The sequence below is a fragment of the Paraburkholderia susongensis genome (assembly GCF_900177725.1).
Taxonomy (GTDB): Bacteria; Pseudomonadota; Gammaproteobacteria; order Burkholderiales; family Burkholderiaceae; genus Paraburkholderia; species Paraburkholderia susongensis.
This window is the reverse complement of record NZ_FXAT01000001.1, coordinates 114,649-131,686: the sequence shown is the minus strand read 5'-3', so window position 1 is coordinate 131,686 and position 17,038 is coordinate 114,649. Positions and strand designations below refer to the sequence as shown.

Here is a 17,038-nt window from a genome sequence, read left to right as displayed (position 1 = left end):
CCTGTCAGAATCGTATATCTGACTGACTTTGCACCTTTCCGGTGGGATAACGTGATCTGGGGTGTCTGGATGTTTGCTATCGGCGGCATAAGCCGCCGACTCGCCATCACGCACGATCAACTGCTTGCGCAGCTATAGCTGGCAGCCTGATTGATGTCTCCCGAGCCGTTGTAATGCGGCACGCTCGGGTACGGACAGTCGGGAAGGGTTGCTGTCACGTTGCCGTTCGCGTCGAGTTTCGTCATGGTCAACTGGCCAGGCGCGACGCCTTGTTCGACCCACGCGATCATCGGACCAATGTAGTCGAACTGGTCAGGTCCATTGCCGCCTGTGACATGGCCCACACCGGCCTCGCGGTAAAAGCGCGCGTTGCTCGCCGCCGATCCTGCGAGTTGCGTCATGGTCAGCCAGTTGCGAAGATGATCGCGAGCCGACAGCAGCGGATCCGCACCGCCGTGGAACGAGATCAGTTTCTTGCCCGATACGAGATACTGTGCGATGGCGGGAAGGCTGTGATCGGCTCCCGCCGTTTGCAGACCTGCGGCGATGACCGGATAGGCGCTGTCGACGTTGAAGGTCGCCTGCAAACTTCCCGGCGTGGTCGCCGGCAAAAGCCAATTGCCGTCACCCGTCGCGATTCCCGCGAAGCCGCCTCCCAGCGTTGCGTATGCGTCAACACCAAGGGCGCTGCCGAAGTCCGCCCAGTAGTAACCGGAATACAGCAGCGTCCCGCTGCCTGTGTTCAGCGCGCCGATCTGTTGCCGGACAGTCTGCAGTTGCGCGGGGGTAAGGCAGGTTGCTGCCGGCGCACCCGCGGTTCCGCATTGCAGCGGCGCAGGGTCGTAGGTGCAGGCATCGGGATTCAGTATGACGCCGTTTGCGTTGCCACATTGTTGCAAGGCAGCCTGATAGGCCGCCGTCCATTGCGCGCTGCTGGGCATCGCTGCCGTTCCTACCTTGGAAGCCATGTTGAGCCATGCCATGGTTTGTGTCGCCATGTCCATGGTTTCGGAACCGGCGATGATGCCGTCGTAGTCGGCGGGCCAATCCTGAGCGACGAGGTAGGCATTTCGTCCACCGTTCGATGCACCCTCGAAGTACGTGTATTTAGGCGCCTGGCCATAAAAGGATGCAATGACGGCTTTGGCGAAATGCACGGTGATACCCAAAGCGGCGTACGAGTAGTCCTGTTTTTGGGTGGCATTGGTAATGAAATCGGCGGGGTTGCCGTCCCGGTTGCCGCCATTCGACGCAGTGAAGGCCATGCCGCGCTGCAGCGGTTTGACTAGCGGAAAAGTCTGGTTGATAGATTCAACGGTCGGAATGGACCCGTCGAAACCGCCACCGCCCTGATGGAATAACCGGTTTGCGTAGTTGTCCGGAAGATCGACTTCGATGTCGAGTGTGGTCCCCTGAGCGCCAGTGGCGCTGACCTTGCAATAGGCGGGAACGTCGCCGCTTGCTTCCGTGCGCTTGGTCGCCGTGATCTGAATTCCGCCGATCGTTTGACCGTTGAGCGAGGTACATTTTGATGCGTTGGTTTGAGCGGTGGTCGCAGGCGTCACGTCATCACTTCCGCACGCAGCGACCAACAGACCACACAGACCGGCCATGCCCCATGTTAAAAATGACCGGGCAATGCCCACGCGTACACGGTTGGAGCGCCTGACAAACAGACCAAACGGACTTGCCATCTGATATCTCCTTGGATGAATACGGATTTTCTCGTTCTATTAATTAACCGACCGGTCGGTTTACATTCGGGGTGCAGGATAAGTTGCCGTTAAAAGTTCGGATAGCAACGTTAACCCCTGGAGATACGCCGCGGTTTTCATCGGGACGATATGGGGCGCGCGGTTACGGGCTGCTGGCGACGCGGCCAGTTCTAGCCGCGCCGCATCGGCGCCACGCCTCGCAAAGCGGCTTCGAACGGCAACCTGTGAACGCGGTATGGTGTTACCTCGGGAAGACAAGCCGCTCGCGAAAGGTCGTCTCCCACGTTCAGGCAATATGATTCACCCATCGCAAGGCAGACCCAATGAAGCACTCCTACGCTCACGACGATACCGGCAATCTGATACTGCTCGAGCACGTCAACCTGAAGATTCCCGATCAGATTCTCGCGACCGCCTTCTACGTCAGTGGACTTGGGCTGACGCGCGATCCGTTCATCATGACCGGCGTGGACAATATGTGGATCAACATCGGCCGATCGCAAATTCACTTGCCGCAAGGAGACGCGCAGCGCCTGCGGGGAAGCGTCGGCCTCGTTGCCGGCGAACTCGAACCGCTCGTTGCGCGCCTGCGCTCTGTCGAGCCGCTGCTCGATGGCACGCAGTTCGGCTGGACGGAGCGCTCAGGCAGCATCGAGGTGATCTGCCCTTGGGGTAACCGCTACGAGTGTCTCGATCCACATGGTCGATCTGCGGGTCGATCTGCGGGTCGATCCGCCTCGAGCCCCTGGTCGGAAATAGATCTGGGCATCGCATTCGTCAGGATCGATGTGCCTGTCGGCAGTGCGCTGCCTATCGCGCGTTTCTACCGGGATATCTTCCATGCGCCCGTTGCGACGGAGGAGCGCGACGGGTTGCAACGTGCGGTGATCGATGTGGGAACGCATCAGCAGTTGCTGTACGCAGAAACGCCCGAGCCGGTTGCGCAATACGACGGACATCACATCGCCCTTTACGCTGCCCGCTTTTCCGAGCCCTATGCGCGCCTCGCCGAGTACGGGCTTGCCTATGGGGAAGAGCCGCATCAGTACCGGTTCGCGGACATCGTCGATCTGTCGTCCGGCGCACGCTGCTTCGAACTCGAGCACGAAGTGCGGAGTCTGCATCATCCGCTTTATGCGCGAGCGCTCGTGAACCGCAATCCGGAACAGACCAACCGGAACTATCGAAAGGGTGCCGATTCACGAAGCGGTGTGTTTTGATCTGGCAGCGACTCGCTGCTGCCACATGGAATTGACATGGAATTGAATGCATCGAACAGCACGATCGGCAGGTCGGCAACGAACGGGGGAGAGGCGTTTCGCACGGCAAGCAACGCGTATGACCAGGCATGACCGGACGGCACGGCGTCACGCAATTTCGCCCGGCACACTGCCGATCTGTCGTCCCAACTGCTCGGCGCGCCGATAGACGGCTCTCATCAGCAACATCGCGTTTCTCGTGGGTGGCGAGAACTTCGAGTAGACGAACGTCGAGGTCATCTCGAGATTCTCGACGAGCGGACGCACGACGCAATCGGCCTCGGCCGCCGCGAACTCATCGACGATGGCGAGCCCGAGTCCGCCGCGCACGAGCGCAAGCGCCTGATCGGCACGCGTCACGTCGACGACCGAGGTCAGATCGACATCGACTTGCTGGCAGGCCCGCACGACCATCGTGCCGAACGGAATGTCGCGCCTGAAGAGAATCATCGGCTCGGACGTGAGATCGGCGAGCGCAATGCGGGGTTGTTGCGCGAGCGGGTGATCCGGCGGCAGTACGCAGACCATGCGCCCGCGCATGAACGGTACGACTTCGAGATGCTCGTGCTCGATCGGCATCGACGTGACGGCGACGTCCACGGTTTTGCTTAGCACTTCCAACGGCATTTCGGCCATCAGCGTCGTATGCCAGTCGACCCGCAGCCGCGGCAGCTTGCGCTTGAGTTCGACGATCGCGGTCGCGAGCGACGGGCTGCACGCGACGCGCAGCAGGCTCGCCGGGCCGAGCGCGAGCGCCCGCGCGAATTCATCGACCCGCAGCGCCGACTGGTAGACCTGCTCGACCTCGCGAAACAGCGCCTGGGCCTCGGCCGTCGGAATCAGGCGGCCTTTCGCGCGCTCGAACAGACGCAGCCCCAGTGTGGTTTCGGTGTGCGAGACGAGCTTGCTCACGGCCGGCTGCGAGACATACAGCATCTTCGCGGCCGCGTTGATCGAGCCCGTGAGCATCACGGCGCGAAACACTTCCATTTGCCGCAGCTTGAAGCGCATCCTTCCTCCGGCCCCGAGCCGGGCGAGTAACACGATTAACCAAAAGTTATAGGATAGCTGAAACTCGGCATACGACAGCCGGACGGTTACTCCCTAGTATCTCCATCGTAGACCGCAGGCCGGCCGCGGCAGAGCGCCAGAGGCCGGCGGCGCACACCATAATCAACGATGGAGACGCGATGAACCCAATCGAGACGCCGCGCGCGCCGCAGACGTATGGCGCCGCGCAGACCCACGCGGCCGCGCCCGCCGCCGCACGCACGCGGGCACGCTTCGGCATCCTCGCGCTGCTCGCGATCGGCACGATGATCAATTATCTCGATCGCAGCGTCGCGGGCATTGCGGCGCCTGGCATGAGCCACGATCTGGGGCTGACACCGGCGCTCATGGGCGTGATCTTCTCCGCTTTTTCGTGGACCTATACCGCCGCCCAGATTCCGGGCGGCGTGCTGCTCGATCGCGTCGGCACCCGCTGGACTTATTTCTTCGCGTTGACGCTGTGGTCGCTGTTCACGGGGCTGCAAGGGCTCGCGGCGGGGTTCGTGTCGCTGCTCATCATGCGGCTCCTGATCGGCGCGGCTGAAGCGCCGTGCTTTCCCACCAACAGCCGTGTCGTCGCGGTCTGGTTCCCGCAGAGCGAGCGGGCCCGCGCGACGGGCGTCTATACGTTCGCCGAGTACGTGGGCCTCGCATTCCTGAGCCCGCTGCTTTTCTGGCTCGAACAGCGCTATGGATGGCGCGCGCTGTTCGGCATGGTCGGTGCGGTGGGTGTGGCCTTCGGCGTGGTCTGGGCGCTGCGCTTTCGCGAGCCGCACGAGTCGAAAGCGGCGAACCGCGCCGAGCTCGATCACATCGCGAACGGCGGCGGCGTGGTCGACGGCAACCGCGAGACCACGCGCTTTCGCTGGGCCGATATCGCCGCGCTGCTGCGCCGCCGCAGCATGCTCGGCATCTGCATCGGCCAGTTCGCCTGCAATTCGACCAACGTGTTTTTTCTCACGTGGTTTCCGACCTATCTCGTCACCGAGCGGCACATGCCGTGGTTGAAGGTCGGCATGGTCGCGGTGCTGCCGTTCATTGCCGCATCGGTCGGCACGCTGAGCGGCGGCTGGATTTCCGATGCCATGCTCCGGCGCGGCATTTCGCTGAACTGGTCGCGCAAGCTGCCCGTGATTACCGGTCTGCTGGCCGCCGCGAGCATCGCGCTCGCGAACTACGTCGATTCGACCGCGGCCGTGATTGCGATTCTGTGCGTCGCGTACTTCGCGCAAGGCATGTCGGCGCTCGCCTGGATGATCGTTTCCGATATTGCGCCGAAGGGACTGCTCGGCCTGAGCGGCGGCCTCTTCAACCTGTTCGCGAACGCGGCCGGCATCGTCACGCCGCTCGTGATCGGACTGATCGTCAACGCAACGGGCTCATTCGTCTACGCACTGGCCTTCATTTCTGCGGTCACGCTGGTCGGCGCGCTCTCCTACGTGTTCGTGGTCGGCGACCTCAAGCGGATCGTCCTCACGAACGCCGACGCCTCCATCTGAATTCATCCATCTGCAACCTCAAAAGGAAATGTTCGTCATGAGTCACTCTTTCGACGGCCAGGTCGCGATCGTCACCGGCGGCGCGCGCGGCATCGGGCTCGGCATCGCGCGCCAGTTGAAGGCCGACGGCGCCCGCGTCGTGATCTGGGACCTCGATGTCAGCGAGTGCGACACCGCGCGTCTCGGCTTCGAGCCCGATCATCTTCAGTCCGTCGATGTCTCGTCGTACGCGTGTGTCGAGCGGGCGTTCGAAGCGACCGTCGCGGCGCTCGGCCACGTCGACATTCTCGTCAACAACGCAGGCATCAACGGCCCGGTGGTGCCGAGCTGGGAGTATCCGGTCGAGACCTGGCAGCGGGTGCTCGAAGTCGATCTGAACAGCGTGTTCTACGGCTGCCGCGTCGCGGTTCCGCACATGCGCGCGCGCGGCGGCGGACGGATTCTCAACGTGGCGTCGATCGCGGGCAAGGAGGGCGTGCAGTTCATCTCCGCGTATTCCGCCGCGAAAGCGGGCGTGATCGCGTTCACCAAATCGGCCGCGAAGGAACTCGCACGCGACAACGTGCTGATGAACTGCGTGGCGCCCGCGATGGTGGAGACGGAGTTGTTCCGCGAGATGTCGCCTGAGCACATCGAAGCGAGCAAGGCGAAGATTCCGCTGGGCCGCTTCCTGCAGATCGAGGAGGTCGGCAGGATGGTGAGCTGGATCGTGAGCCCCGCCTGCAGCTTTACGACAGGCTTCACGTTCGACCTGACGGGCGGGAGGGCCACCTATTGAAACCCGCTCAACAGATGGCGCGCCCGCTTGCCGTCGCGCATTTGACGGCGCTCGAGTTCGCGCCCGTGCCGTGGGTGCGGCTCGCCGCGCGCGCCGGCTTCAAGGGCGTCGGGCTGCGTATGCATCCGGCCACGCCCGATGGCGTCTCCTGGCCGGTCATGGCGGGCACCGCGGCGCACCGCGAGTTGCGCGAGGTGATGGCGGGCGAGGGCGTTGCCGTGCTCGACGTCGAGTTCATTCCGGTCGTGCCGACGCTCGATCCCGCCTCGTTCGTGCCGCTATTCGAAGCGGCCGCCTCGCTCGGCGCGCGCTGTGTGAGCGTCTCCGGCGACGATGCCGATGCGGCGCGTCTTGCCGCGAACCTCGCCGCGCTCGCCGGTCTGGCTCAACCGTTCGGATTGCGTATCGATCTGGAATTCATGCGCTGGCGCCATGTCGGCACGCTCGCGCAGGCGCGTGCGGCGATTGAACGCGCCGCGCATCCGAATCTCGCGCTGGTGATCGACGCGCTGCATCTGTCGCGCGCGGGCAGCACGCCGCAAGACGTGGCCGCGCTGCCGCCCGCGTCGATCGGCATCGTGCAGTTGTGCGACGCGCCTGCCACGCTGCCGTCGAGCGATGACGAAGCGATTCACGAAGCACGCACCGCCCGGCTCGCGCCCGGCGACGGCGCACTGCCGCTCGATGCGCTGCTGCGCGCGCTGGCGCCGGACGTCGCGCTGAGCGTCGAGATGCCGATGCCGTCGCTACCCGCTCACGAGCGTATCGATCTGGCCTACCGGGGCGCGCGACGCGTCGTCGAGCGCGCGGCTGCCGTTGCGCATGCAACGCCCGCTTTCTGAGTTCTGAGTTCTGAGTGGAAAAGTCCATGAGCGTATTCGACGAAGACAAGATCGACTGCCATTGCCACGTGTTCGATCCGATCCGCTTCCCGTATCGCGACGACACTGCTTATCGGCCCGCGCAGCAGGAAGTCGGCACGGCCGCGCAGTTCGTGCACGTGATGGATGCCTATGGCGTGCGCCACGCGCTGCTCGTCGGCCCGACGAGCGGCTATCGAACCGACAACCGCTGCCTGCTCGATGCGCTCGAAACCCATGAAGAGCGCTTTCGCGGCATCGCGGTGGTCGACAACGACATCGGCCGCGCCGAGCTTGCCGCGCTGCGCCGGGCGGGCGTGGTGGGCGTGGCATTCAATCCGGCGATGGAGGGTATCGAACTCGTGCTCGAAGCGGGCCCGCTCTTCGGCATGCTCGCCGACCTCGGCATGGTCGCGCAGATCCAGGTGACCGGCGACCAGATGACAGCGCTCGGGCCCTGGCTCGCGCGGCAGCCCGCGCCGATCGTCGTCGATCACTGCGGACGCCCGGATAGCGCGGACGGCATCGCTCAGGCCGGTTTCGACGCGCTGCTGCGTCTCACGGAAAGCGGCAGGACGAGCGTGAAGCTGTCGGGCTGGCAGAAGTACTCGCGTGCCGCGCATCCGTACGAGGATACCTGGCCGTACGCGCAGGCGCTATTGCGCGCGTTCGGGCCCGAGCACTGCGTGTGGGGTTCCGACTGGCCGTTTCTGCGCGCGCCGGAGCGGCTCGATTACGGTCCGCTGTTGACGCTGTTCGAAACGATCGTGCCCGACGCAACAGTGCGGCGACAGATCCAGTGGGAAACGCCGCGCCGGCTTTTCGGTTTCGACGAACCACGAGGCGGCAAACGCGCGTGAGTGGGCATCACCGCGCGCCGTGATGCCGGCGAGGCTGCAACCGGCTCATCGAACCTGAGTGCCAGGCAGCCTGTCTTGCTGGCGGCGTGGTCGAGCGTCGCGAGGCCACGCATGACATCGGGCCTGGCTTCGAATAATCGGCTGCTGCGCCGTTACGCGAGATTGGAAGGCGCCGCCTTCAGCACGTCGATGTGCTTCGGAATCAGTCCAAGCTCGAGGAACGTATCGGCGATCTGTTGCTGCTCGCCGAGAATCGCGTGGGTGATCGGTTGCGTGCCGAACTGCTGGCGCTGCACGGCCGCGTCCACGACCGGCTTCGGCAGGCCCCATAACTGGGCCAGTTCGCTGGCGAGCTGATCCTTGTTCTGCTTGCCCCATTGATCGACCTTGTCCAGTTCCTCGATCACAACCCGGATCACGTCGGGATGGTTCGCCACATAGCTCTGCGACGAAAAGTAGAACGCGCGATTGCCCACCACGCCGCTTGCATCCGCGATCACGCGGGCGCCGAGCGATTTCTCCGCCGCCGCGAAAAACGGATCCCAGATCACCCACGCATCGACGGACGCCCGCTCGAACGCGGCTCGCGCGTCGGCGGGTGCGAGGAACACCGAGTTGACGTCGCCGTATTGCAGGCCATGCTGGCGCAGCAGCTTCACGAGAAAGTAGTGAACGTTGCTGCCTTTGTTGAACGCGATCCGTTTGCCCTTGAGATCCGCGACCGAGCGTATCGTCGATTGCGGCGGCACGAGCACGGCTTCCGACTGCGGGCGCGTGACCGTCGCCGCGACATACGCCAGCGGCGCGCCGGCTGCCTGCGCGAAGATCGGCGGCGCTTCGCCCACGTCGCCGAAATCGATCGAGCCGACATTGAGTGCTTCCAGTTGCACGGGGCCCGCCGCGAACTCGGTCCAACTCACCGACACGTTGAGCGGCGCGAGCCGCTTTTCGAGCGTGCCGCGTGCCTTGAGCAGATTCAGATAACCCTTCTGGTTGCCGATACGCAACGTGCGTGACGTCCCTTGCGCGAAAGAAAAACGGGCGCTTGTGGCCGATGCGGCCGCCGCTGCGGCGCCCAGCGAGAGTTTCAGGAAGCTGCGTCGATCGTGGGGCGTTCTTTGAGTGGACATGGTGAGCGGTACGGTGAAAGGGGGCAGGCGTTCGCGGTAGAGCAGGCGAAAGTCAGTGTTGGGGCGCGCCGTCCCATGCCGGCAGCGTCGCACCGTGATAAACGGTCAGAATCTCTGAGGCGACATTGGCCTGCTGATAGCTGTCCACAATCGTCTTCACCCAGGGCGCGTTCGCATCTTTCGCATTGACCGCGATGAAGTTGCGATACGGATTACCCGGCACTTTCTCCTGCGCAATGCGCTCCTGCGGAATCTTGATGCCCGCCTTGACCGCCCAGTCGGTATTAACGACGGCCGCGTCGACGTCGCTAATCGCGCGGCCGACGATGCCCGCGTCGAGTTCCTTGATCTGGATGTGTTTGGGGTTGTCCGAAATGTCTCGCGCGGTCGGCAGCAAACCAACGTCGGGACGCAGCTTGATGAGTCCATTCGCTTGCAGAAGCAGCAGCGCGCGGCCTTCGTTGCTCGGATCGTTCGGCACGCCGATCGTCGCATTCTGCGGTAACGCCCCGACCGATTTCACCTTGCGCGAGTAGAGGCCAATCGGCTGCACATAGGTGAAGCCGACCGGCACGATGTCATAGTGGCGCGCCGCGATTTGCGCGTCGAGATAAGGCTTGTGCTGGAAAGAATTCGCGTCGAGATCGTGCTGCGCGAGCGCTTCGTTCGGCTGCGTGTAGTCGGAGAACGTCGTGATCTTGACGGTGATGCCCTGTTTGGCCGCATTGGCCGCCACCGCGCGCCACACGTCCTCGTCCTCGCCGGACATGATGCCGACTCGCACTGTCTGCCCCGCTGCGAGCGCCGCTTGCGCGCTCACGATGCCGCAGGTGACGAGAAGCGAGAAGAGTGCGGCCCTGAGTGCTTTTGTCGTATTCATATTGTTCAGAAGGAGTCGAAGTGAAGGTCACGAAATCCTAAGGAGCCGCCCGCTGCCGCGCAAATAATATGGAGAGCTATCGTTATCGCGGATGAGCGTAAGCGGCGGACGGTGAGCGGCCATGCCTGATCCGTACCTTTCCCTCCGAGGTATGCTGATTGCTGAAGCGAGTATGTGACCCGCTGCCTAGGGCATCGCGCTGCGGCAGCAACTCCAGCAGGCAACGGCGCCTTCGCGCCGCACATCGGGCGGAGTTCGAACCGGTCGGTGCGGTGATCGTCAGGAGACGGCGATGAGTGAATTTACCGAGGCGCGCGAGCGGATGGTCGAGTGGCAGATCTTTCGCCGTGGCGTGCGCGATCCCCTTGTGCTGGCGGCAATGCGGCGCGTGCCGCGCGAGGCATTCGTGCCGCCCTACTGGCACGAATTCGCTTACGACGACACGCCGTTGCCGATCGGCGGCGGGCAGTCGATTTCGCAGCCGTTCATTGTCGCGAAGATGCTGGAAGCCGCGGCGCTTCATCCGGGCGAGCGCGTGCTGGATATCGGCACGGGCTCAGGCTATGCCGCCGCGATCGCCGCGGAGATCGTGGCGAGAGTCGATTCGATCGAACGCGACGCCGAGCTGGTCGAAGCCGCACGCGAACGCTTGCAGCGGCTCGGCTACGCGAACGTGTCGGTTCATCTCGGCGACGGCACGGCGGGCCTCGCGGAGCATGCGCCTTATGACGCGATCATCGCGGCTGCCAGTGGCCCGCATGTGCCGACTGCGCTGCGTGCCCAGCTTGCGTGCGGCGGGCGCCTCGTGATGCCGGTCGGGAGCGAGTCGGGTCGTCAGCGGCTCGTGAAGATCGTGCGCAGCAGCGAGCAGGAATACGAAGAACATGCGTTCGGCGATGTGAGGTTCGTTCCGCTCGTTGGCGGCGACGGCTGGCCCGAGCGGGGGCGCCTCGCCGCGCGATGGGCAGGGTGAAATGAAGGCGTTCGCCGCAGCGCTTCACCAGGCGGCATGGCTTTTCGTCGACGGCTGCCGAGGCGGGATGCTTCGATGCCAGCAGGCTGAATGCGCATGCGCCGCTGCGCCATTCATGACGTCAAGCTACGTTCCTTGAGATACTGTATGAATATACAGTATCATGCAAAGGCGAGCCGCGGGTGGTGGGCGGATCGCAGGAACAGGCCACGCGGAAAGACGCGCAGAAGCGAGCGCAGAAGCAGCTGAAGAAACAGGCGAAGGAACGAGGCAAGATGTCTGAACAACTGTGGTTGCCCGGGCTCGAGGCGCCGCCCGCGCCAACAGACGGACTTTTTTTCGCGGTCTTTCCGGACAGCAATACGGCGGCCGGCATCGCGAAGTTCGCGCAGCAGGTTTGCGATGCGGCGCGCGTGCGCAGCAAGCCGCTCGCGGCGGGCCGTTTGCACGTCACGCTGCGTTATCTGGGCAATTTCGCGGGTGGCCTGCCGCCGGAGTACGTCGACGCGGCGAAGCGGGCGGCCGCGTCGGTCAGCATGGCGCCGTTTACCGTCGAGTTCGATGCGCTCGCGAGTTTCGCGAAAAAGCCGAGACTCGGGCCGGCGGTGCTGGTCGGTGAAGATGGCGTGCAGGGGCTGCATGTGCTTCACGACGCACTCGCGGCGGCTTTGCAAAACGTCGGCGTCGAGCCCGAGACGCGGTTCATGCCGCATGTAACGCTGGCGTACGGGATACCGTGGGCCGAGCGCCGTCCGGTTGAACCGGCGTGCTGGAATGTGCGGGAGTTCGCGCTGATCCACAGTCTGCTCGGACGCACCCGGCATATCGTGCTCGCGCGCTGGCCGTTGACGGGGAGCCCCGAGGGGCCGCGGGTCGCGGGCCGTGGTGAGCGGCAGTGAATGGCGCGCAGCGTGGTTTCTTCACGGCCATGCGTATCCTGCAACCTGGCGATTCACTCCAGAGGTGCACCGCGATGCGCCGTCAAATGCGCTGAATCAGCCGATGGGCGGGGGTTCTTGTCGGCGAGGCAGTCTGAACGCTCGTGCGCTCCCTGATAGAATGCACGGGCCTCAACGTAGTGGATTGCAGATGAAATTGCTTGATGCGCTTGTCGAACAGCGTATTGCCGCCGCCGCCGCACGCGGAGAATTCGACGACTTGCCGGGTGCGGGCGCGCCGCTGTCCCTCGACGACGATGCTCTGGTGCCGCAAGAAGTGCGCGTCGCCAACCGGATTCTGAAAAACGCGGGCTTCGTGCCGCCCGCTGTCGAGCAGCTTCGCGCCTTGCGCGACCTGCAAACGGAGTTGAATGCCGTGAGCGACCAGGCGACCCGTTGCCGTCTTCAGGCGCGCATGCTCGCGCTTGATATGGCGCTTGAATCGCTGCGCGGCGGCCCGCTGGTCCTGCCGCGCGAATATTGCCGCCGGATTGCCGAACGTCTATCGGAACGTGTCGGCGACGTCGGTGCGGCTAGCGCGGGTTCTCAGTGAGCGCGCCGCTCGTTCGCGCTGCGGCCGCCGTGCCCGCAACGGGCGACGTGACGGCAGTGTCCCCCACGCCTGTTATCTCCCCCGAGCCGCCGGAACCCCGCATCGTTTCCGAACGCGATCTGCGCTTCATGGCGCTCGCCCAGGCTGCCGCCGAAGAAGCGCGCGCAGCCGGCGAAGTGCCGGTCGGCGCGGTGCTCGTGCGAGGCGACGAGGTCATCGCGACGGGTTTCAATCATCCGATCGGCGCGCACGATCCTTCGGCGCACGCGGAAATGGCCGCGTTGCGCGCCGCCGCGCAGGCGCTCGAAAACTACCGTCTGCCTGGCTGCGAACTCTATGTGACGCTCGAGCCGTGCCTGATGTGCGCCGGTGCGATCATGCACGCGCGCATCGCCCGTGTCGTGTTCGGCGCGCGCGATCCGAAAACCGGCGCGTGCGGCAGCGTCGTCGATGCATTCGCGAATCCGCAACTGAACCATCACACGACCGTGAGCGGCGGGGTGCTCGAAGCCGAATGCGCCGCCGCGCTCAGATCGTTTTTTGCCGAGCGGCGGCGCGCGAGCCGCGAAGCGCGCGCGGCGGCGCGTGGGACTACCGCCCAGGCCGACGGCGAACCGCTCCCACCGTCACCGCTCTAAAACAACAACGTCCAACGGGTCTTGCCATGACTGCTCATCGCACCATCGAACTGATCGCGCCGTCCGGGTATCCGCATGATCCGGAGGTGCTGCATCGCGCGTTGCATCGGCTGCGGGCGCAGGGGCATCGCGTCGACGGCGAGGCGGCGGCAAAGCGCCGCTATCAGCGCTTTGCCGGTACCGACGGCGAGCGCGCGGCCGATCTGAACCGGCTCGCCGATCCATCGCGCGAGCTGCCCGATGTGGTGCTCGCCGTGCGCGGCGGCTACGGCGCGGTGCGCATCCTGCATGGCCTCGACTACGAAGGGCTGCAGCGGCGGCTCTCCGATCAGCCGATCGCGCTAGTCGGCCATAGCGACTTCACCGCGATCCAGCTTGCACTGCTCGCGCGCGCCGGTGTGAAGACCTTCGGCGGCCCGATGCTGATGAGCGATTTCGGCGCGGAAGATTTGAGCGAATTCACGATGCAGCATTTCTGGTCGGCCTTGACGAAGCCCTCCATGACCGTGACGGGCAACACGCCGCAAGCGCAGGCGGTCGATGTGTCGGGCATGCTGTGGGGCGGCAATCTGGCGGTGCTGGCGTCGCTGGTCGGCACGCCGTACATGCCGCCGGTGCAGGGCGGCATCCTGTTTATCGAAGACGTCAACGAGCAGCCATTCCGGGTCGAGCGGATGATTTATCAACTGCATCTGGCCGGTATCCTCGCGCAGCAGCAGGCGCTCGTGCTCGGCGATTTCTCCGGCGGCAAGACCTACGACTACGACAACGGCTACGACCTGCACGCGATGGTCGAGCAGGTGAGAGCGCTGATCGGCATTCCGGTCGTGACGGGGCTGCAGTTCGGGCACATTCACAACATGCTGACGCTGCCGGTCGGCGCGGACGCGCATCTCGTCACCAATGCGCACGGCTTCAGGCTCACGTTGTCGGGCTATCCCTATCTGGCCTGAAGCGGGCGGACAGGGCGCAAGCGGGCAGCAGCCCGCTTTTCTTCAGTCCTTGGACGCAACTAACGGTCAGATTTGCGATACTCCCCACACTCCACACCACACCCTTCGTTTTATGATTTTGTTGACAAAAACCAGCCGACAGACAACGGCCGCGCAACTCTCTAACAGGTTCAGATCCCTGTCAGACGGCCTTGTAGCCTATGCGTGCGCCTCATCGACCATTCGCTAGCATCGCAGATTGACAAAAATAGACACAAAAATTGTTGACAATTTTTGTGTCCATCCTATGATGACCAACATACCGAGACGCACATCATGTCCGATACCGATTCCGCCGCAAACAGTCCGAAGCCCGAAGCGATTGCCGAGCGCATTCGCGCCGCGATCCTCGAGCATCGGCTGGCACCGGGAGCGAAGCTGACCGAAGCGCAGTTGTGCGAAGTATTTAGCGTGAAACGCGGCCCGATCCGCCTGGCGTTGTCGCAACTCGCAGGCGAGCGGCTCGTCGACCTCGAACCGAATCGTGGTGCGTTCGTCGCGAGTCCGTCGCTGCAGGAGGTGCACGAGGTGTTCGAAATGCGCCGCATCATCGAGCTGGCCGTCGTCGAAAAGATTTGCAACGGACACGGCATGCGGCGTTTGAAGAACATCGGCGGCATGATCGGCCGCGAACGCAAGGCGTTCGAAACCCGGGATTTTCCGGCATGGATCCGTCTGTCGGGCGAGTTCCATACCGAGCTCGCGAGCCTCACCGGCAACACGGTGCTGTGCGATTGCCTGCATGGGCTCGTCGCGCGCTCCACGCTGATTTCGGCGCTCTACGAGTCGCTTGGACGCAGCCCTTGCTCGTTCGAGGACCACGAAGCGATTCTCGCCGCGCTCGACGCCGGCGATGCGAAAGAGGCGACGGCACTCATGTCGCGCCATCTGCAAAGCGTCGAGTTGAAGATGCTGGACCGCCCCGCACGTGGGGCAGCGGATTTGCACGAAGTATTTGGCGCGCTGGCGCCGAAATAAATATCCACGGAGACAGCCAAGGCCGGGTCCACCCCAGGCTGAGGTGATTTGCAGGCTGGCGGCAAATAAGGAACGCAAGCAGGCCGTAGGCAAAAGGCAGACACACCGGCAGACGCGCCCGTTCGTGGTGCGCGCCGCACTGAATTGAATTGAACCAGATGACGCGTGGCAAGGCGGCGCTCCCGTGAGCGCCGCCGGCCGGAACACGCACGTCCGTCGCCAAGCGATGGGCTTCGAGCAGTGACGCATCGCCGGGAACCCGCGGCGGCTGGCGATGCGATAACCACAAGTACTTCAGTACGGAGATACCCGCGGCACGGCCAAAGCCCACGGCGCCCGCATTTTCGCCTTCACATGAGCGCAAAGCGTGCGACTGGCATGGCTGATGCAATGTCCGTCGATGCCTTATCGACGGTACCTATCCAAAGGAGGAATCATGGCTCAGTTCAGTGCAGCGCCAGGCAGTCCCGAACTTTCCACTTTCGCAGACGACGGCGCGCAAGCCGGTCACTCGCTGCCGGCCGGCTACAGTGAACGGCTCTACAACGAGGATCTCGCGCCGCTGCCGAAGCAGACCTGGAGCGCGTACAACATCTTCGCGTTCTGGATGTCCGACGTGCATAGCGTCGGCGGCTACGTGTTCGCGGGCAGCCTCTTCGCGCTCGGACTGACGAGCTGGCAGGTGCTGGCCTCGCTGCTCGTCGGCATCACGTTCGTCAACGTGCTGTGCAATCTCATCGCGAAACCGAGCCAGGCGAACGGCGTGCCGTATCCGGTCGCGTGCCGCGCGACCTTCGGCGTGCTCGGCGCGAATGTTCCCGCGGTGATTCGCGGCCTGATCGCGGTCGCGTGGTACGGCATCCAGACCTATCTCGCGTCGAGCGCGCTCGTGATCGTCGTGCTGAAGTTCGTGCCGCAACTGCTGCCGTATGCCGACGTGCATCGTCATGGGCTGTTCGGTCTGTCGATGCTCGGCTGGGCCGGCTTCATGCTGCTGTGGGTGCTGCAGGCGCTCGTGTTCTGGCACGGCATGGAGACGATCAAGAAGTTCATCGACTTCGCGGGTCCTGCCGTCTACGTCGTGATGTTCATTCTCGCGGGCTACATGGTGTATCGCGCGGGATGGCGCAACATCGGCATCAACCTCGGCGGCGTCAAATATCACGGCATGGAAGTGGTGCCGGTGATGATTACGGCGATCTCGCTCGTGGTGTCGTACTTCTCCGGACCGATGCTCAATTTCGGCGATTTCTCGCGCTACGGCAAGAGCTTTCGCAGCGTGAAGCGCGGCAATTTCTGGGGGCTGCCGGTCAACTTCCTCGCGTTCTCGCTCGTCACGGTGGTGACGACCGCGGCCACGCTGCCGGTGTTCGGCGAACTGATTACGGACCCGGTCGAAACGGTGGGCCGCATCGACTATCCGATGGCAGTCATTCTCGGCGCGCTCACGTTCACGATCGCGACGATCGGCATCAACATCGTCGCGAACTTCGTGTCGCCGGCATTCGACTTTTCGAACGTCGCGCCGCGCCTCATCAGCTGGCGCGCGGGCGGCATGCTCGCGGCGGTCGCGTCGGTGTTCATCACGCCGTGGAATCTCTTCAACAATCCTGCCGTGATCCACTACACGCTCGACGTGCTCGGCAGCTTCATTGGACCTTTGTACGGTGTCCTGATCGTCGATTACTACCTCGTGAAGCGTCAGAAGATCGTGCTCGATGATCTCTATACCGTCTCGCCGAACGGCAGCTACTGGTATCGCAACGGCGTCAACCATCGCGCCGTGGCGGCTTTGTTACCGGCTGCGCTGATCGCCGTGATCTGCGTGATGGTGCCGGGGCTCGACGGCTGCGCGAATTTTTCGTGGTTCATCGGCGCGGGGCTTGGCGCGCTGTTCTATCGCGTGCTGGCACGCTGAAATCCGGCTGAATCTCG

16 protein-coding genes are annotated in these 17,038 nt (G+C 63.9%); 12 read left to right on the top strand and 4 right to left on the bottom strand.

Translation table 11 applies throughout. The annotated features are described in order from the left end of the window. Nucleotides 1–116: 116 nt before the first annotated feature. A complete protein-coding gene (locus B9Z01_RS00590) occupies nucleotides 117–1,694 on the bottom strand; it encodes a tannase/feruloyl esterase family alpha/beta hydrolase (protein ID WP_085480328.1) in 1,578 nt (525 codons plus the stop codon). A gap of 344 nt (nucleotides 1,695–2,038) precedes the next feature. Between B9Z01_RS00590 and B9Z01_RS00585 the strand changes: the two genes are divergently transcribed. Continuing rightward, nucleotides 2,039–2,935, top strand: coding sequence for a VOC family protein (locus B9Z01_RS00585; protein ID WP_085480327.1), 897 nt, complete (start codon nucleotides 2,039–2,041; stop codon nucleotides 2,933–2,935). 147 nt (nucleotides 2,936–3,082) lie between these two features. Here B9Z01_RS00585 and B9Z01_RS00580 read toward each other — a convergent pair whose 3' ends face one another. Next, complete coding sequence (locus B9Z01_RS00580) at nucleotides 3,083–3,985, bottom strand: LysR family transcriptional regulator (RefSeq protein WP_085480326.1); 903 nt, start codon at nucleotides 3,983–3,985, stop codon at nucleotides 3,083–3,085. 179 nt (nucleotides 3,986–4,164) lie between these two features. Between B9Z01_RS00580 and B9Z01_RS00575 the strand changes: the two genes are divergently transcribed. The 4 genes from B9Z01_RS00575 to B9Z01_RS00560 are packed head-to-tail and all read left to right on the top strand — an operon-like array spanning nucleotide 4,165 to nucleotide 8,021. Continuing rightward, nucleotides 4,165–5,523, top strand: coding sequence for an MFS transporter (locus B9Z01_RS00575; RefSeq protein ID WP_085480325.1), 1,359 nt, complete (start codon nucleotides 4,165–4,167; stop codon nucleotides 5,521–5,523). Between the two features lie 37 nt (nucleotides 5,524–5,560). Then, a complete protein-coding gene (locus tag B9Z01_RS00570) occupies nucleotides 5,561–6,301 on the top strand; it encodes an SDR family NAD(P)-dependent oxidoreductase (RefSeq protein ID WP_085481130.1) in 741 nt (246 codons plus the stop codon). After that, nucleotides 6,298–7,143 carry a sugar phosphate isomerase/epimerase family protein gene (locus B9Z01_RS00565; protein ID WP_244195891.1) on the top strand — a complete coding sequence of 282 codons (846 nt, stop codon included), beginning with the start codon at nucleotides 6,298–6,300 and terminating at the stop codon, nucleotides 7,141–7,143. Before B9Z01_RS00570 ends, B9Z01_RS00565 begins: the two co-directional genes overlap by 4 nt. A gap of 26 nt (nucleotides 7,144–7,169) precedes the next feature. Then, the gene (locus B9Z01_RS00560) at nucleotides 7,170–8,021 is read left to right on the top strand and encodes an amidohydrolase family protein (RefSeq protein ID WP_085480323.1); all 852 of its coding nucleotides are present in this window, start codon (nucleotides 7,170–7,172) and stop codon (nucleotides 8,019–8,021) included. Between the two features lie 152 nt (nucleotides 8,022–8,173). Here the strand turns inward: B9Z01_RS00560 and B9Z01_RS00555 are convergent, their stop codons facing one another. Both B9Z01_RS00555 and B9Z01_RS00550 read right to left on the bottom strand, forming a co-directional pair. Further along, on the bottom strand, nucleotides 8,174–9,151 hold the full coding sequence (locus B9Z01_RS00555) for a sulfonate ABC transporter substrate-binding protein (protein ID WP_085480322.1): 978 nt from the start codon (nucleotides 9,149–9,151) through the stop codon (nucleotides 8,174–8,176). 52 nt (nucleotides 9,152–9,203) lie between these two features. Beyond that, nucleotides 9,204–10,031 (bottom strand): MetQ/NlpA family ABC transporter substrate-binding protein, encoded by an 828-nt coding sequence (locus tag B9Z01_RS00550; RefSeq protein ID WP_085480321.1) that lies wholly within the window; start codon nucleotides 10,029–10,031, stop codon nucleotides 9,204–9,206. 292 nt (nucleotides 10,032–10,323) lie between these two features. On the opposite strand from B9Z01_RS00550, the gene B9Z01_RS00545 reads away from it, so the two are divergent. The 7 genes from B9Z01_RS00545 to B9Z01_RS00515 all read left to right on the top strand — a co-directional run bounded on the left by B9Z01_RS00545 (nucleotide 10,324) and on the right by B9Z01_RS00515 (nucleotide 17,021). Then, complete coding sequence (locus tag B9Z01_RS00545; RefSeq protein ID WP_085480320.1) at nucleotides 10,324–11,004, top strand: protein-L-isoaspartate(D-aspartate) O-methyltransferase; 681 nt, start codon at nucleotides 10,324–10,326, stop codon at nucleotides 11,002–11,004. Nucleotides 11,005–11,279: 275 nt separating this feature from the next. After that, nucleotides 11,280–11,903, top strand: coding sequence for a 2'-5' RNA ligase family protein (locus B9Z01_RS00540; RefSeq protein ID WP_085481129.1), 624 nt, complete (start codon nucleotides 11,280–11,282; stop codon nucleotides 11,901–11,903). A 190-nt stretch (nucleotides 11,904–12,093) separates the two neighbouring features. Further along, on the top strand, nucleotides 12,094–12,495 hold the full coding sequence (locus tag B9Z01_RS00535) for a DnaJ family domain-containing protein (protein WP_085480319.1): 402 nt from the start codon (nucleotides 12,094–12,096) through the stop codon (nucleotides 12,493–12,495). A 47-nt stretch (nucleotides 12,496–12,542) separates the two neighbouring features. After that, nucleotides 12,543–13,133 carry a tRNA adenosine(34) deaminase TadA gene (gene tadA / locus B9Z01_RS00530; protein WP_085481128.1) on the top strand — a complete coding sequence of 197 codons (591 nt, stop codon included), beginning with the start codon at nucleotides 12,543–12,545 and terminating at the stop codon, nucleotides 13,131–13,133. Between the two features lie 26 nt (nucleotides 13,134–13,159). Beyond that, complete coding sequence (gene ldcA, locus B9Z01_RS00525; RefSeq protein ID WP_085480318.1) at nucleotides 13,160–14,086, top strand: muramoyltetrapeptide carboxypeptidase; 927 nt, start codon at nucleotides 13,160–13,162, stop codon at nucleotides 14,084–14,086. A 315-nt stretch (nucleotides 14,087–14,401) separates the two neighbouring features. Then, nucleotides 14,402–15,103 carry a GntR family transcriptional regulator gene (locus tag B9Z01_RS00520; protein WP_085480317.1) on the top strand — a complete coding sequence of 234 codons (702 nt, stop codon included), beginning with the start codon at nucleotides 14,402–14,404 and terminating at the stop codon, nucleotides 15,101–15,103. Between the two features lie 436 nt (nucleotides 15,104–15,539). Beyond that, a complete protein-coding gene (locus B9Z01_RS00515; RefSeq protein WP_085480316.1) occupies nucleotides 15,540–17,021 on the top strand; it encodes an NCS1 family nucleobase:cation symporter-1 in 1,482 nt (493 codons plus the stop codon). Nucleotides 17,022–17,038: the final 17 nt, after the last annotated feature.